Raw genomic sequence first — 26097 nt, 5'->3', positions numbered from 1 at the left:
TTTCCGTTACCCTCGGGTCATGGACGACGTTGTCTACGACCGCGCGGGCCGCGGCGAGCCGCTGGTGCTGATCCACGGCATCGGCCACCGCCGCCAGGCGTGGGCGCCGGTGTTCCCGTTGCTCACGGCCCAGCGCGACGTCATCGCCGTCGACCTGCCCGGCTTCGGCGAGTCGCCCGAACCGGCCGGCGGCTACGGCATCGAGCCGGCGCTGGTGATGTTCAAGGAACTCTTCACCGACCTCGGGCTCGACCGGCCGCACGTCGCCGGCAACTCACTCGGCGGCCTGCTCTCGCTGGCCCTCGGGCAGGCCGGGCTGGTCCGCAGCGTCACGGCGCTGTCGCCCGCCGGGCTGTGGACGCGGCCCCAGAAGATCTACGCGATCGCCACGCTCAAGGCCCATCGCGCCCTCGCCCAGCGCACGCCGCCGCACGTCGTGCGCCGCATCGCCGCGACGGCGTCCGGGCGGCGCGCCCTGACCGGGATGATCGTCGGACGCCCCGAACTGCAGACGCCCGGCACCGTCGTCGAGGACGCCCACGCGCTCGCCACCGCCCCGGGCTTCGAGCCGACCGCGGCGCAGTCCCGCGGGGACTTCCGGTTCACCGGCCCGGTCACGGGTGTCCCGGTGACTGTCGCCTGGGCCGAGCGCGACCGGATCCTCGCTCGGCCGCGCGTCGCCGACCTGCGGAAAGTTGCGCCGCACGGGGTGTTCCGGCTGCTGCCCGGCTGCGGGCACGTGCCGATGAACGACGACCCGGAGCTCGTCGCGCGGGTGCTGCTCGACGGAAGCCGTTAGGTGACATTCGCTTTACGTCCGTCTTTTGACCCTGGTAGGTGACTGCTCCGCGAGGCAGAATCCTCCGCCGTGCGCCCGTTCGGGGACCCTGGGCGCGAATCGGAGGAAGAACACTCATGAGGCTTTCGACCCGGCTTGCGGTGTTCGCCGCGGCCGCGCTGGCGACGACGGCGGTGACCACCGCACCCGCGTCCGCGGGCCAGCGCCCGGATCCCACCACCGACGTCCGGATCATCGGGTTCAACGACCTGCACGGCAACCTGGAGCCGCCGTCCGGTTCCAGCGGGCGTGTGGTGCAGTCGGACGGGACCACTGTGGACGCCGGCGGCGCCGCTTACCTGGCCACGCACGTGAAGCAGCTGCGGGCGCAGGTGGCCAACTCGTTCGTCGTGTCCGCCGGTGACAACATCGGCGCGTCGCCGGTGGTCTCGGCGCTGTTCCACGACGAGCCGACCATCGACTTCCTGAACATGCTGGGCGTCAGCACGTCCGTCGTCGGCAACCACGAATTCGACGAGGGCTACAAGGAACTGCAGCGCATGCAATTCGGCGGCTGCCACCCGACCGACGGTTGCCAGTTCGAGAAGCCCTTCAAGGGTGCGAACTTCCCGTTCATCGGGTCCAATGTGTCCTTCACCAACGGCCTGCCCGCGCTGTTGCCGTTCACCGTCAAGTTCGAGGGCGGCATCCCGGTCGGCGTCATCGGCGCCACGCTGAAGGACCTGCCCACCGTCGTCACGCCGGAGGCCATCAAGGGCCTGAAGTTCGGTGACGAGGTCGAGGCGATCAACCGGACCGCGAACCTGCTCGACTTCTTCGGCGTCAAGGCCCAGGTCGTGCTGATGCACCAGGGCGACGGCACCGAGGTCGAGGGCCCGAACGACTGCAAGCTGCGCCCCGGCCCGGCCGCCGCGATCGCCGCCGCGGTGACGCCGAAGGTCGACGCGTTCTTCACCGGGCACAGCCACCAGCAGTACAACTGCGTGATCAACGACCCGGCCGGCCAGCCGCGCCCGGTCATCCAGGGCTCGTCGTTCGGCCGGCTGCTGTCGGTGGTGGACCTGAAGATCAGCCGCAAGACGCGGGACGTCGTGCGGTCGCAGACCAAGGCGTTCAACGAGATCGTCACCCGCACGGTCACGCCGGACCCGGCCGTGGCCGCGCTGGTCGCCGACGCCAAGACGAAGTCCGCCCCGATCGCGAACAAGCAGGTCGGCACCATCACCGCGGACCTGCCGGCGGCGGGCAACGCGGCCGGCGAGTCGCCGCTCGGCGACGTCATCGCCGACGCGCAGCTCGCGGGCACGCAGGCGAACAACGCGGTGATCGCCATGACCAACCCGGGTGGCATCCGCGCCGACCTGACGTACAAGTCGTCGCCGAACGGCGAGGGCGACGGCGTGGTGACCTACGGCGAGGCGTTCACCGTCCAGCCGTTCGCGAACATCATGCAGACGATCACGCTGACCGGTGCGAACCTGAAGAACGTGCTGGAGCAGCAGTGGCAGGGCTCGACGACGCGCTTCCTGCAGATCTCGAGTTCGCTGCACTACAGCTACTCGGCGTCCGCGCCACAGGGTTCGCGGATCTCGGGCCTCACGGTCAACGGCACGCCGGTCGACCCGGCGGCGTCGTACCGCGTGTCGGTGAACAACTTCCTCGCGGCCGGCGGGGACGGCTTCACCGAGTTCACCAAGGGCACCAACCTCTCCGGTGGCCCGGTGGACCTCGACGCCCTGATCGCCTACCTGGGTGCCCACCCGAACCTGGCCCCGCCCGCGGCGGACCGGATCACCCGCCTGCCGTAGGTCCGGTTCCTCCAAGACACCGGGTCGACAATGAACCCATGACGACCTGGGAAGACGTCGTCGGCCTCGCCTCCGCGCTGCCGGAGGTCGAGGCGTCGACGTGGTATCGCACGCCCGCGCTGAAGGTGGCGGGCAAGGGGTTCGCGCGGCTGCGCACCGAGGCCGAAGGCGGCCTGGTCGTGATGTGCGGGCTGGACGAGAAGGCCGCGTTGCTGGAATCCGGCGACGCGGCCTTCTTCACGACCTCGCACTACGACGGGCACGGCTCGATCATCGTCGACCTCGAGCGGGTGAACGTCGATCAGCTGCGTGAGCTGCTCGAAGAGGCGTGGCGGCGGAAGGCGCCGCGCCGGCTGCTCACTTGAGTTCGCCGCGCAGCATGCTCATCAGGATCATGTCGTGGCGCTCGCCTTCGGCGTCGATGAAGGACTCGCGGTGACGGCCCTCTTCGACGAAGCCGATCTTGCGGTAGACGTGCCGGGCGGCTTCGTTCTCCGCGACGACCCACAGCGTGATCTGGTGCAGGCGCATGGCGGTGAAGCCGTAGCGGCACATCATGCGCAGGGCCTCGGTGCCGTAGCCGCCGCCCCGGTACTCGGCGTCGCCGATGTAGACGTCGAGCGTGGCCTCGCCGAGTTCGGGCTCGGCGTCCCGCAGGTCGATGACGCCGATGAGCTTGCGCTCGGCCTTGGCCTCGATGCCGAGGACGACCTTTTCGTAGGTGTTGAGCGCGCGTTCCTCGCACCGCTTGCGCACCTGGGCCAGCGAGAGCGGGTGTTCGTTGTTCATCCAGCGGCCGACCTCGGGATCGTAGGTCCACGGGTGCAGCCGTTCGGCGTCCTCCGGTTCGAGCGCGCGCAGCCGGACGAGTTCCCCCTCGATCATGTCCACTCCCGTTCCATCGGCAGAAAGTCGTCGAGCAAGGCCGAGGAACTGCCGGACCGGGACCGGCCTGGCCCGCCGCGCATCATCGTGCACGAGGTCGGCGCCGCGCACGCGAATATTCCGCCGCCGGGTGACGCGCATGAGATCAACGGGCGATGAATTAACCGATCGGGTGACCCCGGCTCCCCCGGCGCACCGCGCCGATGGTGGGATATGGCGCATGTCGACCGCATGGCCGCTGCGCCAGGACCCGGAAGGGCCGGTCATCATCGCGCTGGCCCTGGTGAACGACCCCGACGCGCTGGGCTTCGTCGTCCTGGACGACGAGGACGACTGGTTCATCAGCGACGGCACCGAGCTGTCCGACGACGTGCTGGTCAACCGCGAGAGCTTCGGCAAGATGTCGCTGCGCGAAGCCGTCGAACTGCTGCCGCAGCTGGGCGCGCTGAAGGACCTGCCGACCGGGATGGCCGCCGACTGGGACCCCGAGCGCCGCACGTGGCTGCTCTCGTCCGTGACCGGCTCCGACGACGAAGACGAGGACGTCCGCCTGCTCGCCCAGCGCCGCGCGGCCTGGAAGTTCGAAGGCTCGCCGGACGACGAAGCCCAGATCAGCAGCGGCCTCACCGAGATCCCGACCGGCCCCGAGCAGCCGGTGCGCGCGGTCCGCCAGGTCGTCCGCGAGCAGGACGGCACCTGGCTGTTCGTCGGCTTCGAGGTCCCCGAGGCGGAGGACTTCGAGGTCGAGGGCCTGGAGCTGGAGCACGTGGCGAACCTGTACCCGGACGTCCGCACGGTGCTGAAGGCCGCGCCGGGCCAGGTCTACGACCGCGCGACGCCGGACTCGGACTGGGAGCTCGTCGAAGGTTAGAGCTCGATCGGGAGGTGGAAGAGCCCGCGCGTGATCGGGCTCGGCCACCAGGTCAGCTCCTCTTCGGGGACGGCGAGGCGGGCCGTCGGAAGACGCCTGAGCAGGGTCTCGAAGGCGACGTCGGCCTGCAGCCGGGCCAGGGCCGCGCCGATGCAGAGGTGCGGCCCGGCGCCGAAGGCGAGGTGCCGCCGTTCTCCGGCACGCTGTCCCGGCCGGAAGGCGTCCGGTTCCGCGAAGGCCGCGGGGTCGCGGTCGGCGGCCAGCACCGAAACGAGGATCGGGTCGCCCGGCCGCATCAGCCGGCCACCGATCTCGACGTCTTCGGTGGGGAACCGCCAGGTCGCGTTCTGCAGCGGCGCGTGCAGCCGGAGCGTCTCCTCGATGACGGCCGCGCGGTGCTCGGGATCGGTTCTTGCTCTTGCCGCTTCGCCGGGATGGGTCAGCAGCGCGAGCGCGCCGGTCGCGATCAGCCCGACGGTCGTCTCGTGGCCGCCGATCAGGATGAGGAACGCCGTCGATGTCACTTCGTCCGCAGAGAGCGTGCCGGTGGCCTCCTGGGCGACGAGGTCGCTGATCAGGTCGGTGCCGCGGGTCGCCCGCTTGGCTTCGACGACCTCGGTGACCAGCCGTTCCAGCACGTCGGTGGCTTCGCGGACCTTGGAGCCGTCGGTGTCGTCGGCGGAGTCGATGACGAGCGACCACTCGTGCACGTCCTCGCGGTGGGACTCGGGCACCCCGAGCAGGTCGCAGATGATCGCGATCGGCAGCGGGTAGGCGAGGTCGGCGACCAGGTCGCCCTGCCCGCGCGCTTCGACGACGTCGAGCAGGCCGTCGGTCACCTGCTGGGCGCGCTCGCGCAGGCGCTGCATCCGGCGCGGCCCGAACGCGCCGGCGCAGGCACGCCGCAACCGGGTGTGCTCGGGCGGATCGGTGTTGATCATGTTGGACGCCAGCGACGGCCGGTGGTCGAGCGGCAGGCCCATGCCCGCGCGCTGCCACTGCTCGTTGCCGGCGGACGGGCTCTTGACCAGGGCCGGGTGGCTGAGCGCCGTGACCGCGTCGTCGTACCGCGTGATCAGCCAGGCCCAGGTGCCGGTGGGGAAGTCGAGCCGGTGCGGCGGTCGTTCGCGCAGCCAGGCGTAGGCCGGTGCGGGGTCGCGATCGAAGTCCGGACCGAACAGCGCGGGCTCTCCCATGCGTCCACCCTGCCCGCCGAACTTTCTCCGCGACAAGTGTCCCGGCGCGGCCGCACCCGTTCGTCCTTACAGTGAAAGCCGGCGATCGGCGCCGGTCAGGACCTGCGAGGAGCACCTCATGCCCAAGTACGCCGCGATCATCTACGCCACCGACATCGACCCGACCACGCCCGAAGCCACGGACTTGATGAAGGACTACGACGAGTTCGGCGCGGGCGCGGCGGCGGTGATCCGCGGCGGCGCGGCCCTGTACCCGACGGCGACGGCGACGACGGTCCGCGTCACCGGCGGCAAGGGCGGCGACGTCGTCACCAGCGACGGGCCGTACGCGGAGACGAAGGAAGCCCTCACCGGCTTCTACCTGCTCGAGTGCGCCGACCTCGACGAGGCGGTCAAGGTCGCGTCGCGGATCCCGGGCGCCTGGGACGGCGCGATCGAGGTCCGGCCGGTCGTCGACTTCGGCAAGTGACCGGCGCCGGGGACGCGGTCGCGCGGCTGGTCCGGGCCGAGGGCACCGGGGTACTGGCCACGCTGGTCCGCGTCACCGGCAGCGTCGACCTGGCCGAGGACGCGGTCCAGGACGCCGTCGTGCGCGCACTGGAGACGTGGCCGCGCGACGGCGTCCCGGCCAATCCCCGCGGCTGGCTGCTGGTCGCGGCCCGCCACCGAGCGGTGGACGTGGTCCGCCGCGAGGCGAAGCGGCAGGGGAAGGAGGCCGTCGCGATGCCGGCGATCGATCCGAGCCCGGACCCGGTGTCGGTCCGCGACGACCTGCTGCGGCTGGTGTTCACGTGCTGCCACCCGGCGTTGTCGCTGGACGCCCAGGTGGCGTTGGCGCTTCGGACGTTGGGCGGTTTGTCGACCGCGGAGGTCGCCCGGGGCTTGCTGGTGCCGGAAGCGACGATGGCGAAGCGGCTGACGCGCGCGAAGCAGAAGATCGCGCAGGCGCGGATCCCGTATCGGGTGCCCGCGGCGGAGGAGTTGCCGTCCCGCTTGGCCGGCGTCGCGTCGACGGTGTACCTGATCTTCAACGAGGGCTACACGGGCCGCGTTTCGTTGCTGGCGGAGGGCGTCCGGCTCGCGCGCTTGCTGGTTTCGCTGATGCCGGACGAGCCGACGGCGCTGGGACTGCTCGCGTTGGTGCTGCTGCAGGACGCCCGCCGCGCGGCGCGTTTCTCTTCGGGCGTACCGGTCTTGCTGTCCGAGCAGGACCGTTCGCGGTGGGACGCGGCGCTGATCAAGGAAGGCGTCGAGCTGGTCGCCCGTGGCCTGCGCCGGACACCGTCGCTGCCGAACGCGTACGTGGTCCAGGCGGCGATCGCGGCGTGCCACGACCTCGCACCGTCTTACGAGGAGACGAACTGGGACGCGGTGATTTCCTGGTACGACGTGTTGTTGTCAGTCCAGGACACCCCGGTGGTCCGCTTGAACCGCGCGGCGGCGGTCGCGGAACGGGACGGACCGGCGTCGGCATTGGCGCTGGTGGACGCGCTGTCGGGCCTGGACGACTACCCGTGGTGGCACGCGTCGCGGGCGGAGTTGTTGCACCGCTTGGGTTCCGCGTCGGCGTTCGACGCGCTGGAGCGGGCGGAGGAAACCGGGCTGCCTGCGGCTCATGCGGCACATTTGCGAGCCAGAATGGAAAGCGAAAACCCCGGGCAGAACGCCCGGGGTTTCGATGAGAGCGGATGACGGGAATCGAACCCGCGTATTCAGCTTGGGAACCAGGGTGATCATGCTCGAAAGTGGCCCTGACCTGCGGACGAGGCTGTCTCGCGGTACCCGCTGTTGACCTTGGTTGACCGGCCTGAATGGCACGCTAATGGCATGACCTGCACCCCACCCAGACCTCCCCCGCCACCCCGATACGAAGCCAGCACGCGGCCGGTGGTGCCGGGTCAAGGCACGCTTTCCCGCCTTGACGCGGTGCTATCGGCCGTAGTCACGATCCGACTTCGGGGTGGAACCTCTCGCTGACCAGGAGTTCTCCGCTTGAAGCACTTGCCTGTCAAGGCCGTCGAGCAGGTCCGCTTAGGATGCACGCGGTCGAGACATGGCTAACTCACCGTTCGCTGGGCTCGAGTTTGTCGGTCGTCACGGGTAGGCTCAAGGCGATCTTGAACGAAGGGAGTACACGTGCCGAGCACCTTCAGGGTCGCAGGCCTCTTCGCCGGCATCGGCGGCATCGAGCTCGGCTTCCATCGGGCACTCGGCGACCGTATGGAGACCGTACTGCTGTGTGAGAACTGGGAGCCAGCGAAGCAAGTTCTGGCTGATCGGTTCCCGGCGGTCGACCTCCACCCAGACGTGAAAACCCTGAAGGACTTGCCGGCTCGGCTGGACCTGCTGACAGCAGGCTTTCCCTGCACGGATCTGTCTCAGGCGGGGCGCACCGCGGGCATCACTGGTGCCCAGTCGGGTCTCGTCGCGCATGTCTTCGAGATGCTCGAGCTCGCGAAGAAGCGTCGCCGCAAGCTTCCGTGGTTGATGATCGAAAACGTACCGAACATGCTGGCGCTCGACCGCGGCAAGGCGATGGCCTACCTCGTGCACGAGCTGGGCAAACTAGGCTACAGGTGGGCTTACAGGGTTGTGGATTCACGCTTCACCGGCGTGCCGCAGCGCCGTAGACGCGTCGTACTGCTCGCATCCTGCGTTCATGATCCGCGCGAGGTGTTGTTCTCGGACGAGGTCGAGGCGATCGACGAGAGCCTGCTTGCAGACGACGCATTTGGGTTCTACTGGACTGAGGGACGTACGGGCGTCGGCTGGGCCCGCGACGCTATCCCCACCCTTAAAGGCGGCTCCAGCCTAGGCATCCCGTCCCCACCTGCCGTCTGGTTGCCTAAAGAGTCCGAGTCGAGGTTCGTCCTCCCCACAGTCGAAGATGGTGAAGCGCTCCAGGGATTCGACCGCGGTTGGACGGCTGCAGCATCAGATGGTCGCCGAAATGGACCGCGGTGGAAGCTCGTCGGCAACGCTGTGACCGTCGGAGTGTCGGAATGGGTCGCCACGAAGCTCGTGAACCCGAGCACGTTCGAGGTCGATTCCACTCCTTGGGAACGTGATGGAGCGTGGCCGAGCGCTGCTTGGGGCGAAGGTGAACAAGCGTGGAAGGTCGAGCTAAGCGAGTTTCCACGGCAGGCGGGCTATCAACACCTTCTTGAGTTCATCGAACCAACCCAGTGCACTCCCTTGTCCCACCGGGCCGCGAGCGGCTTCTGGAGTCGCCTCCAGACCAGTAACCTGGGGCGCTACCCAGGGTTCAGGGAAGACATGGCCGAGTACGTGGAGAGGAGTCGGCCTCTGGTGGCCCAGGTTGCGGTTTGATCCACATCCTCGCGGTGAACACGGTGGTGGGCTAGAGTCGCGGCACCATGTACGGACCGAACCTCCTTGCCCGATTCTTGACGGAGCCAGCAGTCAAGGCAGACCCATACGGAAACAGGTGGCAGTACAACCCACGTTCCGATCGGCACTCGAAGGTGGCGTGCTGGGGTGTAGCGTTGGATCTGCTGGTTACTTCGTCCTTGCTCCGCAGTCACGCAGAGTCAGGCAAGATCGTCTTGGGCGTCAATCATGCCATGACAGATTACGCCACCGGGCGGAAAAAGGCCCTGGATCTTGTCATCGCGCGGCCGGACCACGCGGTGCCCCCTGGAAACAAGACTTTCGCTGGCTTGGCCAAGCAGTTCGGCATCTCACTGACCCCCGCGGAACAGGCAGCGCTTGACGGGCTACCACAGCTGCAAGTGGCGCCGGTGAGCTCGGTTCTCGTGGCGCTGGAAGCCAAGGCGTGCATGACAGAGCACGTGAAGGCTCTGCCGCGTCTCTACGACGAGTTGAACTCGGCCCACCTGTGTATCCATGGCTCGTCCAAACAGGCGTTGGCGATCGGGTACGTACAGTTGAATGCTGCGAGCGAATTCATCTCGCCAGGTCGCAATCAGTATCAGCTCTCAGAAGAGCGAGCGGGTGTGACCAAGCACCGGCAGCCCGCTGTGACCGAGCGCGTGCTCGACAAGGTTCGGGAGATTCCGCGGCGTTCGGCCTCTTCGGAAACTGGTTATGACGGACTCGGTGTGACCGTTCTCGACCTTCGTAACGATGGATCACCAGTTGGCTTGGTCGAGGACCCGCCGGCCCCGCAGCCAGGTAGTGCGTTCCACTACGCTGGAATGATCACTCGAATGGCCACTGAGTACGACGCCACATTCGCACGTATCTAAGATCGGGTGTGCAAGGAGACCTCTGTGGCCGACCGCCCGATACCTAGTTCGTCGGCCGTCTCCGCACGGTTGAGCAGGCAGGCACGGCAGAACACGTCTCTTGAGCTCAGGGTGCGTCGTGAACTCCATGCAAGCGGGTACCGGTATCGAGTACATACTCCTGTGCCGGGCAAGCCGCGACGGACGATGGATATCTGCTTCACGAAGGTGAAGCTAGCTATTTTTCTGGATGGGTGCTTCTGGCACGGCTGCCCTGACCACGGCACGCAGCCAAAGAGCAACGCCGAGTGGTGGCGCAACAAGGTTGCGGCTAATAGATCACGCGATGCCGACACGAATGTTCACCTGGGGGCACTTGGGTGGACGGTGCTGCGGTTCTGGGAACACGATGACCCGGCTGATGTTGCCGCTGCTATAGGCCGGACTGTCGAAGATCTTCGCTCACGGAGCTAGGTGCACATGGTTGGCAAGCCAGGCCGCCGGCCGGAGCGGAGCGGCAGGCCGAGCGGGCTGCGGCGCGCATGCGCCGCCTTGATCCCATAGAGCCAAGTTCGGCAAGGGGCGGGGGGTCTGAGTGGCTGGGACTCAGACGTGTACTCAAATCGGCGACCTTGAAGTGTACTGTCAGTGACTTCTGTTGCCGATTGCAACGGGCGAACCCAAGTTGTGCTCCGGGTTCGAGAAGAGTTGGCCGAAAAGGCAGGACTACTCGCCTCAATTTCATCGGCTGTCGCCGTATAAGCAACGAGCGGAAAGAGTGAGCCAGCCTGTAACAGTAGTTGCATTTGCAAATATTACGCCTCAAACTCATGTCTGGTAGTACTATCGCATGCGTGAGTAGTTCAAGCTGGGAAGATCCGTTACTCGATGAGGTGAATCGCCTCCTTCTTGGTATAGATCACTCTGCCAAGAACAATCGTAAGTATCGTGCACTGGAAGAGTATCTCAGTGGCATCGTTGATACGTACCCGGCAGATGTCTACGCGGCATATATCTCTAAAGCTGGCAACGCTGCCGTTCGTTTCAATCAGTCCGAACGTGCACGTAGTGCCAACTTGCTCGTGGCCCTTGCCGACCCTCCCGAATCTGAATCAATCGAACGCACAGTAGACGCATTGGCAAAGTACTGCGGGCAAGACTTGAGGCGTCCTCAGCTATTGTTATTGACCCGTGGTGAGGGTAAATGGTTGCCCTACGCGGTCATCTATTCGCGTGATCGGGACCCCCGCCCTCGTTTTTTGAAGGTTTTTATAGGTCAATGGCCAGCGATGCGTCACGTGGAGGCCTACGAGCCAGAGGAACGAGCAGAGCTTTTCAACGTCGGTGCTGGCACGATCGCTCGAATGGTCGAGCGTGAGCGATCAATTTTGAATTCCGGCAACCTCAACGCCAGGGGGCTTAGTTTCTTAACCCACGACGGTGCAATTCCGCCTCGTATAGCAAGGAACTATCCGTATGCGGAACTGGTGCGCGAAGGTTGGGACGATCACTCTATTCGCACGCTATTTTACCTTACTTTGCACTTGAATTATGATACGGCAATTGACGTAGGTGAGGTAAAAATCGCCAAAAAAGGGCAGCTTGCTGGTGAAACGGTGCTGCCCGGTACTACGTTTTCAAGTTTAGGTTCTTCGTATTACTCACTGGGTCAGTCGTACACGTTCTATCAAACGCTCTATGACTTGGGCCCAAAAGTATATCGTCCAGTTCTTAAGAAGCTGAACGATGTCGTCTTCGATCCTCGGTTGAGGAAACGTGTCGATAGTGAGGTAGCTTTCCAAAAATCCCTCAAACGAACTGGAAAAGCTGCGCGAGCACTGGAGGACGCCAGTGTATTATTTGAGCTAGAGGACCAGCCTCCTGTAAGCGAAGGACTGAGTCTTGATTTTGAGATGCGATTTGAGGACGCGAGCTTTACGGTCGACTTCCAGTTTGGTGACTCTGCCAGGTTGCCTGACCGAATTAACGCGGTAATCGGCTACAATGGCACAGGTAAAACTCAGCTACTCGCGCATATAGCGCTCGTCGCAACTGGCGACCTGGATCAGCGGGCAGATTTTTCTGAGTTTGGTCGAATTTTGAATTCTGAAAACGTTCGATTTAGCTCAGTGATCGCTATTTCGTATAGTGCCTTTGACACATTTATTCTTCCTGATGCATTTTGGCGATCTGAAGAGAAGACCTCCGCTCAGAGGCGGCTCAAAAGCACCGGTGAGGTGTGGGGTTATACCTACTGTGGCCTCCGTAAGCGTACGCGAGACCAAAAGCAGAGTATGCGCGGTCCTCGTGGACTCAAGAGTATCGATGAGCTATCAAAAGAGTTCGACCAAGCAGTTCGTAAGGCTGGATCGCTAACAAAGCAAAATCTCTGGATTGACGCTCTCGCCATCATCTTCAGCGAACCATCTTTGGGACGTATCGGGATGGATATTTTCGCCGAGCAGAGTGGCCAGTCGTGGAGAGCCGCTTTCGACGCATTGAGCACCGGTCATAAAATCGTACTAAACATCATCGCTCAAGTCATTGGGCATGCTGAGCCCGGATCACTAGTTTTGATCGACGAGCCAGAATCTCATCTTCATCCGTCACTACTTGCGGCGCTCATTCGAGCGTTAAATTTGATACTAACACGACTTGAATCGTACGCGATTATTGCTACGCATTCTCCGGTTGTTCTGCAGGAGATACCCAGGCGCTATGTTCGAGTACTCCAACGATTTGGGAGCTCCACTCAGGTTGTGACACCCAGCGCTGAGACATTTGGTGAGAATGTAGGATATCTCACGACCAATGTGTTTGATCTCGACAGTACGCAGACCGACTATCATTCAGTTCTCGCGGACCTCGCTGAGGATATGTCGGTCGATCGGATTGAGCGACTATTCGATGAAGAGATGAGCGTTCAAGCAAGGGCGTACGTCGTGGCACTTCAAAGGCGGCGCAGGTGATCTATAATTTGCGAAAGCCGACGCGAGACTATGTCCACGATTATGATTTCGCTCTGTCCAAGGCTGGCAGTCCGGCGGTTGATGCACTTGTCGAAGTGCGCGATGAGGTCCTGGATGCATATCGGGTCTATGATCTACTTGAAGGAAATCCCGGTAGCGTTATTCCGCTTGAAATTTCCGAAGAGGCCAAAAAAGCGCTCCACGATAATTTCAAGTTTACGCAGAAACGTCGGCTTCTCTCGGTTTTGCGAGATGAAGCCATGGAGCTTACATATAAAGGACTATGTCCGATGTGCTGCTCGGCGCAGGTGAAGGATCTCGACCATTATCTGCCGAGGAGTCTTTATCCTGAATTCAGTTTGCTATCTTTAAATCTTGTTCCAATATGCTCCCGCTGCAATGGAACCAAGAGATCCAAGATCGGCACGGTTGGCGAGAGATTTGTTCACGCTTTTTACGACGATTTGCCAGAAGATAGGCCTGCACTTCGAGTTGATCTCTCATTTGAGTCGAGAGGAATTAGGGCGGACTTCTCGGTCAATCCGGCGCTTCCCGGGGACCTATTCAAGCTCGTCGAGTACCATTTCAATAATCTTGAACTTTCTGAGCATTATTCGGTCTTGGCATCTCAAGAACTCGTTGAGCGACTCCAGGCGTTGGATAAAACGTTTATCGACGAAGGGTCGGATGGAGTTGGTGAATTTGCGGGCGATCAAAGTGATTGGATTCGCCGAAAGTTTGGTTTCCATCATTGGAAAGCTGCTCTGTACGACGCCGTCAAAGTTGATCAAAGGTTTCTTGACGGCGGCTTTCGTGTCATCTCGTAGAATCCACTTATCGGTGTTTCTGGGAGTGAGGTGGCTACGGGGCGCCAACGGAATGTGATTTGTGCATGTATGGCCAAGCCGGGCGGGTGCGGCCGACAAGGGCGGTGAGTCAGCAGTGTGCGAGGTTAGGTCGACGGGGCTCGAGCGGAACTGGCGAGTTCGGTGGACACGTCTTATGCGACGTTTACCAGACCGGTAATGGTGTCGATGATTGCGTCGGCTCCGGCTTTGACGAGCTTGTAGTTCTTGCCCGGCTTGTTCGCGTATCCGATCGAGAGGACGCCCGCAGCATGGGCGGCTTCGATGTCGGTCGTCGAGTCACCAAGGAGGACTGTTTCTCCAGGAACGACATCGAGCGCAGTGACGGCCTGGTGCAAGAGGTGAGGGCTCGGCTTGAGCAGTGCAGCATTGGAGCTGGTTCGCGCAGATACGAAGTTAATCGACGTGTGTAGATTGAAGAAGTCTAGATAAGCGTTAACAGCCGACGTGCCGTTGTTGCTGACGATGGCGAGTGGTCTGTCAGATTGGTGCCACGACTCGATGAGTTCATGCGCGCCGCTTGTGGGGGTTGCGCTGGAGATCGCCTCGACTTCGTGGGCGGCGAAGGCGACTTCGACAAGACGGGCTTCATCTTCGCCAAGTGTGGCGGCGTAATGGAACACGTCGAACGGGTCGGCGCTGGTCGCGATTGCATCGGGTAGGTCCGTATGCCCGCCATCGGCAAGTACGTCACGGAGCTGACTAGCGACCGTGGATGCTTCGATGCCCGCAAAGACGGAGCAAACAGGGCCGTCGAAGTCGAGGAGTAGGGCGCGTGCATGGGCGAGTACGTCTGCGGCTTTCATCGCTGGTACTCCTTCGCGACACTGTTCCACAAGCCGTCGAACCACGTCTTGGCCTGGTCGACGTACTGCGATCCGGTTGATGTGTCGTCGTCGTTGATCGAGTGGTGGAAGAGGATCGCGTCCTTGCCCATAAGGTCGTACATCGCCTGGGTCTCGCCGCCGTAGCTGATGACGTGCTCGCGGACCGGGTAGAAGCCGAAGAATGTCTCTTCGTTGTTGATCAAGTAGAGCTTGAACATCGGCGGTGACGGATGCACCCGAACCTGCGCTGTGGCGTTGTTGACCAGGCCCATCTCGGCAAGCTCGGTCACCGAGTCGACGATGGCGAGGGTGTGTCGCCGCATGATCTCTTCGGCACGCTTGCGGAAGAGCGGGCTGTCGGCGTGCTCGTCAACCGTGACCGGGAGGGACCATGGCTGCGTCGGGTCCGGCACGAGCAAGCGGACAGTGATCGACTCCGGACGTAGCCGGCCGATTCGGATCTTGTCCAGCGGTTCGGCGATGACTCCGTGCAGGGTCTCGCCCGAGAAGCCGGCGAAATCAATCGTGACGTCCTCGGTCTCGAAGGCACGTTCGATGTGCGGGCGGAGTCCGACAGGGCGTTCGGTGCGCTCTCGAACGAAGACGCCGCTGCCCTGGCGCGACACGATCAGGCCCTCGTCGCGAAGTTCTCGGATGGCGTTCTGCACGGTCATTGGCGCGACGTTGTACGTCTTCGCCAGCTCGTTCCGCGATGGCAGCTTGTCGCCGGGCGTGAACTTCCTGGTCAGGATCGCGGCGCGCAGTGCATTCGCCACCTGCACGTAGGGCGGTCGTGGGTCGTCCGGATCGAGTGCCATGACGTTCCTTCCTTGACTCGTGCCGTTAGCACGAATCAAGTTTCGCCGATCGCAGCCACGCCTGTCTAGACGACCTAGCGGCCTAGGCCGATTTCGACTTGCTTGACTTGGCTAGGCAACCTGGCTAACCTGATCAAGTCAGCCAAGTTGAGGCAGCGCCGAGTGAGGCGCCTGACCAGGAGGTACCGACATGGCAGTAGCACGCGGGACACGCTTCGAAATCGAGCACGACGTCGTGTTCCCGGCCGGAGCCGCGATCGTCGGTCCGGTCACACCGGACATGGAGTACGTCTCCAACGAGGACAAGGCCCGGGGTAAGCAGCCCAAGCAGAAGATCGACGAGCAGACCGGCTTGCCGCAGTGGAAGGTCACCGTGACCGACCCGTCGGCGGAGAAGGACCGCGACAAGTCGGCCACCGTGACCCTGCTCGACCGGGTCCAGCCCGTCCCGCCTCCGGCGGCGATGCAGGGGTTCGACTTCCGGCCCGTCGTGTTCGAGGGCCTGATGGTCGAGGCCCGAGTGATGGGCGAGAAGTTCAAGTACCAGGGCTGGGTGCTGCGGGCGACCGGCATGCGCGAGCCGGGGCGTAGTGCTGGCTCGAAGCAGGCTGCCGCCAAGACGTCGGCCGGTGAAGGCCCGGGCAGTCAGCAGAAGGCCGCGTGATGGCGGGGCGGCCGTCGCGTGAGGCGGTCGCTCGGTGGAACGAGGCATACGCGGAGCAGACGGCCGCACTGTTCGCCGCAATGAGATCGACTTCAGGTGATCTGGCGGCAGTGCGGCGTCTTGCTCTCGCTTACCACGCTGTGGCGGTTGCCTGGCGTGCCTTGTCCGCCGATCTGGCTGTGCCGCTTTGGGCGCGTCACGCGTCGGCGGTTGCGGCGGAGGAATTCATGCGGCGCTCGCAGGTGGAGTTCAGCCGCGCCGATTCGGGTCGTCGACCAGGGGAGCTGACATGAGCCGGTGGGAGCTGGTGCGGGCCTGGGAACTGGCCTACGCCCGGTACCCGGCTGCGTCGGAAGCCGAGCTGCCGTCGGTGTCGCGGGCGGTCGCCGCTGCTTGGCGTCACCTCGCCGCCGAGTTCGAGCTTCCCGGGTGGGCGCACGCGGCGGTCATTTCCGCGGCTGAGGCGTTCGAGATTCAGGCCGACAAGTACAGCGTTCGAGGTGAGGTAGAGCATGTCGACCACCGGATGGGACGGGTTCGGCGTGACGTGGGTCGTCGGCCCGCAAGCGGAACTGACAGTCGAGGAGACTGGTTCGGAGCCGACGCACCCGCCGATGCTGGTGCTCGCGGGGGCGCCGTGCGTGGTGACGCTCCGACCGCCGGACGACCCGGCGACGTGGCCGGCGTGCGTGAGGTTCCTTCGCCAGCTCCGCGACGGCGCGGAGGACCTGGCGGCGCTCCTCGAAGCCCGCGCGATGGCTCGGTTGGTGCGTGATGAAGACGCCGGATAAGCCGCGCACCCTGCGGGACGCGCACGAGATCGCAATGGATCGGCGGCCCGCACCGGACGCGAACCCGTCGGTCTGGCTGGCCTATCGGCAGGCGAATGCCCGGATGTATGAGGTTGTTGCCGACGTCGACCGGGGTCACCACCACGAATCCCTGTACTGGGCGGACTACGAACGACGTCAAGCGGGGGAGGTGTCGGCGAAGATTCAGGGCGCGAAGACCAAGCCCGAATAGTCCCGTGTAGATAGTCCAGAAGTCAAACACTGCAACGAAAAGCGCGCTATGTCGTGCGGCGATGAAACGCGTCCTCTTCCGGCGACGCGGAACCGTAAGGCGCAGAAGCGGAAACTCGGCTACCAACCATGCCGCTCCTGCGCTGTCCACAACCGCGAGGTGTGAACAATGCAGACGCTAGACGATGACAAGCAACCATCGCCAGTGGGGGTCACCCGCTCGCGGTGCTCGGAATGCAAGCGGTTTGCTCGGCTGCTGCCCGGTGAAACCAAGTGCGCCCCGTGCCTGGGTGCGTTGCCGCTGGATCTCTCGGCGGTGCTGGGCGGTGGTCGGCGATGACCTCCCCCGGAATGCTCGTGATCGCCCTGGCCGGCCTCGGCCTCGGCGTATGGGTGCTGGCCAAGATCGGGCGAGCCTTGGCGTCGATGGCTGAGCTGCTGACCGCCATGGTGGTCGTGTTCGTCGGCCTCTGGTGGGCCTGCAAGGTCGTGTTCTGGCTGTTCTCCCAGGTCGTCATCCACTGGCGCACCTCGTTGACCGTGATCGCGGTCTACCTATGGTGCGTATGGGTCGGCTGGGTCTGGCTCGTGGTCAACCTCGGCGGCCTGGCGCTCATCCTCGGCGTGTGGCGAGTGCTCGACGTCACCTCGTTCGACCAGTGGTGCGGCCGGCCGTTGCGCTCGTGGTGGCTCCGGTGGGCCGTCTACCACCTCAAACTCCCGGGCTGGCTGCACGCCTGCGGTCTCAGCGTCCGGGACGCCGCGCTGCCGGTCGAGGTCACCGTCAACCTGGTGGGTCGTCGGAAGGCGTCTCGTGCGACGGCTCGGCAGTCCGTGGTGCAGGTCCCCAAGGTTCTCGGCGTCCGGTCGGGTCCGTCGTGGGATGAGGTGCGGGTGCAGCTCGTGCCCGGCCAGAAGCCCGAGGACTTCGACGATGCCGCTCGTGCGCTTGCGTCGGCGCGGAAGGTCGCGCGGTGTCAGGTGCGGGAGCTGGAGCCGAACGTGGTGTCGGTCGACTTCCAGCGTCGTGACCAGCTGGCAGCGCTCGTGCATTCCCCGGCTGTTCCCGACCTCGTCGCGGTGCAGGAATCCGCGGTGGATCTCCGCAAGGTCTGGGCAGGTCGCACCGAGTACGGCCACGACTGGCGGGTGCCGCTGCTCGGCTCGGGTGCGCACTGCCTGACTGCCGGTGCGTCGGGTGCGGGCAAGAACAGTGTGATGTGGTGCCCGCTGGTGTCGGCGGCCCCGGCGATCCGGTCCGGGCTGGTGCGCATGTCCGGGATCGACCCCAAGGGCATGGAGCTTGCTTACGGGCGCGGGATCTTCACCCGGTACGCAGTGTCCGGAAAGGACGCGCTCGAGGTGCTCGACGGCCTGGTCGAGGAGATGGAAACCCGGAAGCGAGAGTTCGCCGGCCATGTCCGCACCATCACCCTGTCCACCGACTACCCGTTGGAGCTGCTGGAGTTCGACGAGATCGGCGCGCTCACGAAGTACACCGACCGCAAGACCCGCGAACAGATCGTCGAACGTGTAGCACTGCTCAACACCCAGGGCCGCGCCCTGAACATCTCAGTACGCGGCTATGTGCAGGAGCCGACGAAGGACACCGTCCCCGTGCGGGAGCTGTTCACCCGCCGCGTGTGCCTGCGGGTGACGTCGAAGACGCACGTCGGCATGGTGCTGGGCGACGGCGCATACGAACGGGGCGCGTGGGCCAACCGGATCGGCGATTCGGAGGCCGGGGTGGGGTTCGTGTGGGGCGAGGGCATCCGCGAACCGCTGCGTATCCGCGCGGGCTGGGTGTCCGACGAGACGGTCAAGGCGCTGGAGCAGTACGTCACCAACGGCGGCGTTGCCCGTCCGGTGCTGGGCGGCGAGGGGGTGGCGGCGTGAACACGACCATGGTCTTTCTCGACGCGATCCGTGACCACCTGGACCTGCACGCGTTCGGGCCGGTGGCGTCGGTGAGCGTGACGTCCGGCCCTGACCCGATCTGGGTGCAGCTTGGTGCCGGTCGGGACCTGTCTGAGGTCGCGTCGGCGCTGGTGACCTGGGCCGGGACGTTGGATGAGGCCTCTGCGCAGATCTGGCGGACGCCCGCCGGGACGTCGGTGCATCTGATCGTCATGGGGCGGATGCCCTGCGGGGTCCCGGTCCATGTGTACGGCGCGGTCGGCTTCTCCGAGGACGTGTTCCCGGACCTGCCCGCCGGGGTCCGGCAGGACATGCCCGTGTTCGTACTCCGGCAATGGACCCGCCCCGGGGAGGTGGCTGCCTGATGACCGAGCAGGAACAGACCCAGCCAGCCGGGACTCGGGCCGAACGGATGCGGATGCCCTTGGCCGCCGACGTCATCCGGGCGACGGCCGAGAAGCACGGCGTCTGCGTCCGGCCCTTCACGATGGAGGTCGGCGACACGGAGACCGGCGAGCTTCGCTACGTCCCGGTGCCGTGCGGGTCCACTGTGGAGTCGGTGTGCTTGCCGTGCGCTCGGAAGGCGAAGGCCCTGCGGCAGGCCCAGTGCCGCGAAGGCTGGCACATGACCGAAGAACCCATCCTCACCGCTGAGCCTCCTTCGGAGGATCACAAGGAACTGTTGACCTACCGGGCCGACCTGGTAGCGGCGTATCGGGAGGTGGTCGAGCACGACCAGGCCAAAGCCGACGAGCTGCGGGAGGAGGTCGCCGGGGTTGACGCGGAACTTCGGCAACTCGGGATGCGGGGCCGTCTGCCCGCCCTCGACGTCCCGACCAAACGGGCGGTGAAGCGGTCGACCCGACGTCGGCAGGACGCTCCGAACCTGCCCCGGCAGAAGGTCGCCAAGACCACCGTCGGCCGGGAGTACGCGGGAAAGTTCCGGCCGTCCATGTTCGTCACGCTGACCTGCGACACCTATGGCCCGGTCCGCGACGGTGCCCCGGTCGACCCGTCCCGGTATGACTACCGGCGGGCCGCTCGGGACGCGGTGCACTTCTCCGCGCTGGTGGACCGGTGGTGGCAGAACCTCCGGCGGGTCATCGGCTGGGACGCGCAGTACTTCGCGACGGTCGAGCCGCAGAAGCGCACGGCTCCGCACCTGCACGCCGCGATCCGCGGGGCCATCCCGCACGACGTCATCCGCCAGGTCACCGAAGCCACCTACCACCAGGTCTGGTGGCCCAACCACGACCAGATCGTCTACACGGATCGGCTGCCGGTCTGGGACCCGGACACCCGGACGTTCGTGGACCCGGACACCCGGGAACCGTTGACTACCTGGGATGAGGCCGTGGAAGCGGTGGAGGACCCGGCGCACGTCGTCGTGTTCGGGCAGCAGGTGCATTCGAAGGGCATCCTCGGCGGGACCGAAGAGGCCGGCCGCCACATCGGCTATCTCACGAAGTACCTCACCAAGTCGACGGGTGAGGTCGTGGAGGCGGACACGGCGCGGCTGCGGGATCACCACGACCGGCTGCACGCCGAACTGTCCGTCACGCCGTGCTCGCCGCGCTGCGCGGTCTGGCTGCTCTACGGAGTCCAGCCCAAGGGTGCGGGCAGCAAGACCACCCCCGGGCACTGCAAGGGACGCGCTCACCGCCGGACCACGCTCGGACTGCCCGGCCGTCGGGTGTTGGTGTCGCGGAAGTGGTCCGGGAAGACGCTCGATGACCACAAGGCCGACCGGAAGGTGTTTGTTCAGCAGGCGTTGGCGGTGATCGGGATCGAGAAGCTGCAACCGGACCCGGCCCGGTTGGTGTGGCGGAAGGTCGAGCCGGGAGACCCGCAGGTGCCGCCCCGGCCGCACCTGGTCATGCGTGCGATCGCGGAGCGGATCACGTGGAGGGCCGAGTACGACCGGGCGCTACTCGCCGCCGCTGGACCACCTGGGAGTGAACCAGAAACTTCGGCAACTCAGCAGGCTGCTTAGACCCTGGGGAGGGGATCGCATGGAAACGAAGTACCTGACGGTTGATGAGGCGGCCGTCTACCTGAACACGGGGGTTCGGTTCGTGCGTCGGCTGATCGCCGAACGACGGATCGCGTTTCACAAGGCCGGGGTGCACATCCGGTTCGCGTTGGAAGACCTGGAGAGCTTCATGCAGGCCGGCCGGGTCGAGCCGATTACGCGTGCGTCGGTCCGGCGGGACCTGGGAAGGGCGGCCTGACATGGCTAACAAACAAGGTCACCGTGGGTTCGGAAGTGTTCGGCAACTTCCGTCCGGGCGCTGGCAGGCTCGCTATCCCGGTCCGGATGGGCTCATCCGGAACGCGCCGAACACGTTCAGCACCAAGCGGACGGCGGAACGGTGGCTATCGGCAGTGGAAACACAGATCACGCAAGGAGAGTGGACCGACCCCGAACGTGCGAAGCGCAAGCTCGGCGACTACGCGGACCAGTGGATTGTGCAGCGTCCGGGACTCCGTCCGCGCACGGTCGAGCTGTACAAATGGTTGCTGCGTAAGCACATTGCGCCGGACCTCGGCGGGGTCGAGCTGGGCAAGCTGTCAACGGCGGTTATTCGCCAGTGGCGGGCGGACCGATTGACGGCTGGCGTCTCGGAGTCGGTGACGGCCAAGTCGTATCGGCTGCTTCGGGCGATCCTGAACACGGCGGTTGATGAGGACAAGATCCTCCCGCGCAACCCCTGCCGGGTCCGTGGTGCCGACAAGGAGAACTCTGACGAACGGCCGGTCATCACCGTGGCTCAGGTCTTCGACTTGGCCAGTCGGATGCCGGAGCGGTTCCGGGCGCTGGTCCTGCTTGCCGCGTTCGGGTCGCTGCGGTGGGGTGAAGTGACGGCGCTGCGTCGGTGTGACGTGGCTGAGGACGCGTCGTGGGTGCGGGTGTCGCGGGCGATGGTCGAGGTTCCCGGCCGTGGGCTCGTCGTCGGTCCGCCGAAGTCGCGGGCTGGTGTCCGGACTCTGATCATTCCGATGGCGGTTCGCCGTGACCTGCTGCTGCACCTGGAGACCTGGGTCAAGCCCCAGCAGGACGCGTTGCTCTTCACGGGTGAGCGAGCTGGGCACGCGGTCCGCCGGCCGAACTTCAGCCAGCGGACCAGGTGGACGGAGGTCGTGGAGAAGATGGGGCTCAAGGGCCTGCACTTCCATGACCTCCGGCATGCCGGGAACATCTGGGCGTCGAAGGCGGGCACGTCGACCAAGGACCTGATGGCGCGGATGGGGCACGACGACATGCGGGCGGCGCTGATCTATCAGCGGGCGACCAGTGACGCCGACAAGCAGATCGCGGACCGGCTGTCCAAGCTCGTCGACCGGCACCGCAAGGGCACCACCCCGGACGACGACGAAGATCAGGACGGCCAACCGGTGCCAGTCGGCTAATGGCACGTTAATGGCACGCGAGAAGTGAAGACCGGAGATAGAGAAAGCCCCAGTTCCACAGTAGACACCGTGTGACCTGGGGCTTCTCTATGAGAGCGGATGACGGGAATCGAACCCGCGTATTCAGCTTGGGAAGCTGATGTTCTACCATTGAACTACATCCGCAGTGCGTCGTCAGCATACACGGCACCGTGATCCCCTTGTCCAGCGCCCTCCTCCTTGACTCGTGCGCGTCAAGTGACAACACTTGTTGTCGACTGGTGGAGGTGAGCGTCATGGACGAGCCCGAACTGTTCCGGCAAGGCGGGTTCCGGCTGGCCCAGCGGCTGTTCATCGAAGGTGACATCCGGGGTGACGAGCGGCAGGTCGCGCGGCTGCGGGAGTTCGCCCAGGTGCAGGACAGGCTCGCGGACGACGTCGTCGCCTGGATGGCGCAGCAGCCCAAGGGGCGGGGGCGCGCCCTCTTCGAAGAGGCCCTGGTGGACCGGGCCACCGCGGCCGGGCCGCTCAAGGACTTCTTCGACCAGGTCGACGCCAAGCCCTACTGGGTCGACGACGAACGGCTCGAGCGCGGTGCGAAAGCCATCACCCGGGCCGGGCTGCTGGGGCTCTTCCCGCTCGGGGACATGTCGCTGATGGGCGGCTACCTCGCCTCGCGCGCCACGAAATCGCTGGTCGGGACCGGGGAGATCGAATACAAGGCCACGCGGCGGCTCGTCGAGACCGCCGCCTGGTGGATCGACGTCACCACGCCCGGCGCCCTCAAGCACGGTGAGAAGGGGTACGCCTCCGCGTTGCGGATCCGGCTCGTGCACGCCCACGTGCGCGCCGCCATGAACCGGCGGGACGACTGGGACTACGCGGCCTGGGATCGGCCCGTCAACCAGGTGCAGACCGCCGGGACGCTGCTGCTCTTCTCACTCGTCTACGTCTTCGGCACGCAGCTGCTCGGCCTCCGCTACTCCGCCCGCGAGCGCGGCGACATCCTGCACCTCTGGCGCTACATCGGCTGGCTCATGGGCGTCGACGACGAGCTGCTGCCCACCTCCGAAGAGGACGCCTGGCGCCTGCTCTGGCTGCTCGCCGCCACCGAGTTCATCCCGGACGACGACTCGAAGCGGCTCGCCAAGGCGCTGATCGAGGCCAACGCCGCCGTCGGCGAGGGGCGCGGCGCCGTCGGGAAGGTGCTTTCGCACGTCTCGGTCGCCGTGCACTCGTCGATCAGCCGGCTCGTGCTCGGGAAGACGAACGCCGACTTCCTCGGCCTGCCGAACGACCCGGTCGCGCAGGCCGCGATCGTCGCCGTTGCGTCGGTCAACTTCGCCGCCGAGACCGTGCGGCGGTTCATCCCTGGGGCCACCGCGCTGCAGGAGCGGATCGGTCAGGCCGGCCGCCGCGGGTACGTCAGGCGGCTCGAGAAGATCTTCGCGCCGGACACGACGTACGCGCAGCACATGCGGGCCGCCTGAACCCACCGGATAGGCTTCGGCCGTGCTGCTCAGTGACCGTGACCTCCGCAAAGAGCTCGACGCCGGCCGGCTCGGCATCGACCCCTTCGATGCCGGCATGGTCCAGCCGTCCAGCATCGACGTCCGGCTCGACCGGTTCTTCCGCGTCTTCGACAACAGCAAGTACACCCACATCGACCCGCAGCTGCAGCAGGACGAGCTGACCTCGCTGGTCGAGAAGGAGGGCGACGAGCCCTTCGTGCTGCACCCCGGCGAGTTCGTCCTCGGCTCGACGTTCGAGCTCGTCACCCTGGCCGACGACCTGGCCGGCCGCCTCGAGGGCAAGTCGTCGCTCGGCCGCCTCGGGCTGCTCACGCACTCGACCGCCGGGTTCATCGACCCCGGTTTCTCCGGGCACATCACGCTGGAACTGTCGAACGTCGCCAACCTGCCGATCACGCTCTGGCCCGGCATGAAGATCGGCCAGCTGTGCATCTTCCGGCTGTCGAGCTCGGCCGAGCACCCGTACGGCTCCAGCGAAGCCGGGTCCCGCTACCAGGGGCAGCGCGGCCCGACCCCGAGCCGCGCGTACAAGAACTTCCACCGCGTCGACACCTGGCGCTAGGCGGAGACCTTCTCGTCCCAGTCGATGTGGTGGTTCCACATGAAGGCGTTCGGGTCCTCGTCGAACGGCTTCGAGAACACCCGCTTGATGAAGATGTCGCGGACCACGCGCCCGACCGGGCCGATCACCTTCTGGTCGCCGTTGCGCTTCCCGGCCGCGACCACCGCTTCGACGCGCCCGCGCCGCAAGCTCTCGTAGGTGGCCAGCGCGCGCTCGACGTCGGGCACGTCGCGGAGGCATTTGCCCAGCGTGACGGCGTCTTCGATGGCCATCGAGGCGCCCTGGCCCGCCGCCGGTGACGTCGCGTGCGCCGCGTCGCCGATGATCACCATGCGGCCGCGGTGCCAGACCGGGACCGTCGGGAAGTCATACGTCGGCCAGGCCGGGTAGAGCTCTCGCGTCGCGCGGATGATCTCGGTCGCCGGGGTCCGGTCGCGGGCCACCAGGTGCAGGAGCTCGGCGCGCAGCTTCTCCCCGGCGAGCGTGGCCAGCTCGGACGCGGTCGGTTCGGTCTTGCGGGCCGGGTTCGCGAACCACCAGACGCGGCCGTCCGTGCTGACGACGTGGCAAAAGAAGACGCGCTTGCCGAACACCATGTTCAGCACGCCCGGCTCGTCGGGCAGGTCGAGGCCTTCGGCGAACCCGCCGGTGTTGAGCAGCGGCACGTACCGCGGTGACGGCGCGTCCGGGTCGATGATCGTGCGGACCCGGGAGCGGAGACCGTCGGCGCCGATCAGGAGGTCGCCCTCGATGTGCGAGCCGTCGGCGAAATCCGCTCTGACGTGCGTGTCCGTCTGGCTGGCGCCGATCAGTCGCTTGCCGTACTCGACGCGGATGCCGCGCCTCGCGGCCTCGTCGCGCAGGGCGACGTAGAGGTCGGAACGCAGGACGGTCTGGCTCACCGTGCCGTCCGGGAGGGTGCCGCCCAGGGGGAATTCGGCGAGCTTCGTGCCGTTGCCGAGCCCGATCGACATCCGCGGCGAGTCGAAGCCCGCGCTGCGGACGACGTCCTTGAGGCCCAGCGGGAGCAGCGCGTCCAAACCGTTGACGGCCAGCGTCAGGAACGCGCCGACGCCCTCGGCGCCGCGGTCGTACGCCTCGAACAGCAGCGGCTCGTGCCCCGCTTCGTGCAGGGCGATGGCCGTGATCGTGCCCGCCACGCCGCCCCCGATGATCAATGCCCTTGTCATATCGTTCGACCCCTCGAATGTCTTAGAAACTAATTCGTTCTGTCGAACTAAAGAGTGGGCTAGGCTGGTCGCCGTGTCAAGCGAGCGAACGGAACTCGTCGAAGATGTCCTGCTCAGGTCGCGGGAGCTGTCGACGGAGACGGTCATGTTCCACACCGCGATCTCCGAGACCCGGGGGCTGTCGGCGGTGGAGAGCAAGGTTCTCGACTACCTCGCGCGCTTCGGCCCGCAGACGCCGAAGGACCTCGCGCGGCTGTCGGGACTCGCGCCGGCGTCGGTGACGGCGATGATCGACCGGCTGGCGCACAAGGGCATCGTCAACCGCGAGCCGCACCCGGACGACCGGCGCAAGATCCTCATCGTCCTGGACCTGCGGTCCATCGTGAGCGGCCTGCACCTGTGGGACCACCTCGTGAAGGGCATGTACGACCTCTGCGACCGCTACACCGACGACCAGCTCCGGACGATCATCGGGTTCGTCCGGGCCGCCACCGTCCTGACCCACGAGTCGACGGCGAAGCTGACCGGCTCCGATTCCGACCCCACGAACGAGTGAGTTTGAAGGCGTAAAAC

At 65.5% G+C, this 26097-nt stretch carries 27 protein-coding genes and 1 tRNA gene; 22 read left to right on the top strand and 6 right to left on the bottom strand.

The features are described from left to right. Positions 1–19: 19 nt before the first annotated feature. The 3 genes from ACWEVN_RS02220 (at position 20) to ACWEVN_RS02210 (ending at position 2972) form a co-directional block, all read left to right on the top strand. Entirely contained in the window at positions 20–799 is a 780-nt protein-coding gene (locus tag ACWEVN_RS02220) for an alpha/beta fold hydrolase (protein WP_452049913.1), read from the top strand. 116 nt (positions 800–915) lie between these two features. After that, positions 916–2607 carry a bifunctional metallophosphatase/5'-nucleotidase gene (locus ACWEVN_RS02215; RefSeq protein ID WP_452049912.1) on the top strand — a complete coding sequence of 564 codons (1692 nt, stop codon included), beginning with the start codon at positions 916–918 and terminating at the stop codon, positions 2605–2607. Positions 2608–2645: 38 nt separating this feature from the next. After that, positions 2646–2972 carry an MmcQ/YjbR family DNA-binding protein gene (locus tag ACWEVN_RS02210; RefSeq protein WP_452049911.1) on the top strand — a complete coding sequence of 109 codons (327 nt, stop codon included), beginning with the start codon at positions 2646–2648 and terminating at the stop codon, positions 2970–2972. On the opposite strand, the gene ACWEVN_RS02205 is transcribed toward ACWEVN_RS02210, so the two are convergent. Beyond that, positions 2965–3492 (bottom strand): GNAT family N-acetyltransferase, encoded by a 528-nt coding sequence (locus tag ACWEVN_RS02205; protein WP_452049910.1) that lies wholly within the window; start codon positions 3490–3492, stop codon positions 2965–2967. The two genes, ACWEVN_RS02210 and ACWEVN_RS02205, sit on opposite strands and share 8 nt — an antisense overlap. Positions 3493–3712: 220 nt before the next feature. Here ACWEVN_RS02205 and ACWEVN_RS02200 point away from each other — a divergent pair, with 220 nt between their 5' ends. Then, positions 3713–4363 carry a hypothetical protein gene (locus ACWEVN_RS02200; RefSeq protein ID WP_310969599.1) on the top strand — a complete coding sequence of 217 codons (651 nt, stop codon included), beginning with the start codon at positions 3713–3715 and terminating at the stop codon, positions 4361–4363. Here ACWEVN_RS02200 and ACWEVN_RS02195 read toward each other — a convergent pair. After that, complete coding sequence (locus ACWEVN_RS02195) at positions 4360–5559, bottom strand: cytochrome P450 family protein (protein ID WP_452049909.1); 1200 nt, start codon at positions 5557–5559, stop codon at positions 4360–4362. The two genes, ACWEVN_RS02200 and ACWEVN_RS02195, sit on opposite strands and share 4 nt — an antisense overlap. A 118-nt stretch (positions 5560–5677) precedes the next feature. On the opposite strand from ACWEVN_RS02195, the gene ACWEVN_RS02190 reads away from it, so the two are divergent. The 7 genes from ACWEVN_RS02190 (at position 5678) to ACWEVN_RS02160 (ending at position 13563) form a co-directional block, all read left to right on the top strand. After that, positions 5678–6028, top strand: coding sequence for a YciI family protein (locus tag ACWEVN_RS02190; RefSeq protein ID WP_449685306.1), 351 nt, complete (start codon positions 5678–5680; stop codon positions 6026–6028). Next, entirely contained in the window at positions 6025–7251 is a 1227-nt protein-coding gene (locus tag ACWEVN_RS02185; protein ID WP_452049908.1) for an RNA polymerase sigma factor, read from the top strand. Before ACWEVN_RS02190 ends, ACWEVN_RS02185 begins: the two co-directional genes overlap by 4 nt. Before the next feature lie 444 nt (positions 7252–7695). After that, complete coding sequence (locus ACWEVN_RS02180; protein WP_452049907.1) at positions 7696–8889, top strand: DNA cytosine methyltransferase; 1194 nt, start codon at positions 7696–7698, stop codon at positions 8887–8889. Between the two features lie 176 nt (positions 8890–9065). Beyond that, complete coding sequence (locus ACWEVN_RS02175; protein ID WP_452049906.1) at positions 9066–9788, top strand: hypothetical protein; 723 nt, start codon at positions 9066–9068, stop codon at positions 9786–9788. A gap of 6 nt (positions 9789–9794) precedes the next feature. Then, positions 9795–10241 carry a very short patch repair endonuclease gene (locus ACWEVN_RS02170; protein ID WP_452049905.1) on the top strand — a complete coding sequence of 149 codons (447 nt, stop codon included), beginning with the start codon at positions 9795–9797 and terminating at the stop codon, positions 10239–10241. Between the two features lie 380 nt (positions 10242–10621). Continuing rightward, positions 10622–12736 (top strand): AAA family ATPase, encoded by a 2115-nt coding sequence (locus ACWEVN_RS02165; protein WP_452049904.1) that lies wholly within the window; start codon positions 10622–10624, stop codon positions 12734–12736. Continuing rightward, the gene (locus ACWEVN_RS02160) at positions 12733–13563 is read left to right on the top strand and encodes an HNH endonuclease (RefSeq protein ID WP_452049903.1); all 831 of its coding nucleotides are present in this window, start codon (positions 12733–12735) and stop codon (positions 13561–13563) included. The genes ACWEVN_RS02165 and ACWEVN_RS02160 overlap by 4 nt, the downstream gene beginning before the upstream one ends. Positions 13564–13736: 173 nt before the next feature. Here the strand turns inward: ACWEVN_RS02160 and ACWEVN_RS02155 are convergent, their stop codons facing one another. Continuing rightward, complete coding sequence (locus ACWEVN_RS02155; RefSeq protein WP_452049902.1) at positions 13737–14408, bottom strand: HAD family hydrolase; 672 nt, start codon at positions 14406–14408, stop codon at positions 13737–13739. Then, the gene (locus ACWEVN_RS02150) at positions 14405–15247 is read right to left on the bottom strand and encodes a GntR family transcriptional regulator (protein WP_452049901.1); all 843 of its coding nucleotides are present in this window, start codon (positions 15245–15247) and stop codon (positions 14405–14407) included. The genes ACWEVN_RS02155 and ACWEVN_RS02150 overlap by 4 nt, the downstream gene beginning before the upstream one ends. Positions 15248–15437: 190 nt before the next feature. Between ACWEVN_RS02150 and ACWEVN_RS02145 the strand changes: the two genes are divergently transcribed. The 8 genes from ACWEVN_RS02145 (at position 15438) to ACWEVN_RS02110 (ending at position 22261) form a co-directional block, all read left to right on the top strand. Continuing rightward, the gene (locus tag ACWEVN_RS02145) at positions 15438–15911 is read left to right on the top strand and encodes a hypothetical protein (RefSeq protein ID WP_452049900.1); all 474 of its coding nucleotides are present in this window, start codon (positions 15438–15440) and stop codon (positions 15909–15911) included. Positions 15912–16423: 512 nt separating this feature from the next. Then, a complete protein-coding gene (locus ACWEVN_RS02140) occupies positions 16424–16702 on the top strand; it encodes a hypothetical protein (protein ID WP_452049899.1) in 279 nt (92 codons plus the stop codon). Next, positions 16686–16934 (top strand): AMED_5909 family protein, encoded by a 249-nt coding sequence (locus ACWEVN_RS02135; RefSeq protein WP_452049947.1) that lies wholly within the window; start codon positions 16686–16688, stop codon positions 16932–16934. Before ACWEVN_RS02140 ends, ACWEVN_RS02135 begins: the two co-directional genes overlap by 17 nt. 335 nt (positions 16935–17269) lie before the next feature. Further along, entirely contained in the window at positions 17270–18829 is a 1560-nt protein-coding gene (locus ACWEVN_RS02130) for an FtsK/SpoIIIE domain-containing protein (protein ID WP_452049898.1), read from the top strand. Then, positions 18826–19215 (top strand): hypothetical protein, encoded by a 390-nt coding sequence (locus tag ACWEVN_RS02125; RefSeq protein ID WP_452049897.1) that lies wholly within the window; start codon positions 18826–18828, stop codon positions 19213–19215. Before ACWEVN_RS02130 ends, ACWEVN_RS02125 begins: the two co-directional genes overlap by 4 nt. Continuing rightward, the gene (locus ACWEVN_RS02120) at positions 19215–20843 is read left to right on the top strand and encodes a replication initiator (RefSeq protein WP_452049896.1); all 1629 of its coding nucleotides are present in this window, start codon (positions 19215–19217) and stop codon (positions 20841–20843) included. The genes ACWEVN_RS02125 and ACWEVN_RS02120 overlap by 1 nt, the downstream gene beginning before the upstream one ends. 19 nt (positions 20844–20862) lie before the next feature. Then, positions 20863–21081 (top strand): helix-turn-helix domain-containing protein, encoded by a 219-nt coding sequence (locus ACWEVN_RS02115; RefSeq protein WP_452049895.1) that lies wholly within the window; start codon positions 20863–20865, stop codon positions 21079–21081. Positions 21082–21235: 154 nt separating this feature from the next. After that, complete coding sequence (locus ACWEVN_RS02110) at positions 21236–22261, top strand: tyrosine-type recombinase/integrase (RefSeq protein WP_452049894.1); 1026 nt, start codon at positions 21236–21238, stop codon at positions 22259–22261. 94 nt (positions 22262–22355) lie between these two features. Here ACWEVN_RS02110 and ACWEVN_RS02105 read toward each other — a convergent pair. Beyond that, positions 22356–22426 (bottom strand) — tRNA-Gly (locus ACWEVN_RS02105). A 110-nt stretch (positions 22427–22536) separates the two neighbouring features. Here ACWEVN_RS02105 and ACWEVN_RS02100 point away from each other — a divergent pair. After that, entirely contained in the window at positions 22537–23730 is a 1194-nt protein-coding gene (locus ACWEVN_RS02100) for an oxygenase MpaB family protein (RefSeq protein WP_452049893.1), read from the top strand. A 22-nt stretch (positions 23731–23752) separates the two neighbouring features. After that, positions 23753–24334: a dCTP deaminase gene (gene dcd, locus ACWEVN_RS02095; protein WP_003058109.1), complete on the top strand. Its 582-nt coding sequence runs from the start codon at positions 23753–23755 to the stop codon at positions 24332–24334. Here the strand turns inward: dcd and ACWEVN_RS02090 are convergent. Beyond that, complete coding sequence (locus ACWEVN_RS02090) at positions 24331–25524, bottom strand: FAD-dependent oxidoreductase (RefSeq protein WP_452049892.1); 1194 nt, start codon at positions 25522–25524, stop codon at positions 24331–24333. The two genes, dcd and ACWEVN_RS02090, sit on opposite strands and share 4 nt — an antisense overlap. 73 nt (positions 25525–25597) lie before the next feature. Between ACWEVN_RS02090 and ACWEVN_RS02085 the strand changes: the two genes are divergently transcribed. Then, the gene (locus ACWEVN_RS02085) at positions 25598–26080 is read left to right on the top strand and encodes a MarR family transcriptional regulator (protein WP_452049891.1); all 483 of its coding nucleotides are present in this window, start codon (positions 25598–25600) and stop codon (positions 26078–26080) included. Positions 26081–26097: the final 17 nt, after the last annotated feature.

It is taken from the genome of Amycolatopsis sp. NPDC003861, from assembly GCF_053605405.1.
The sequence above is the reverse complement of the archived record's forward strand: the minus strand, read 5'-3'. Positions and strand labels throughout refer to the sequence as shown.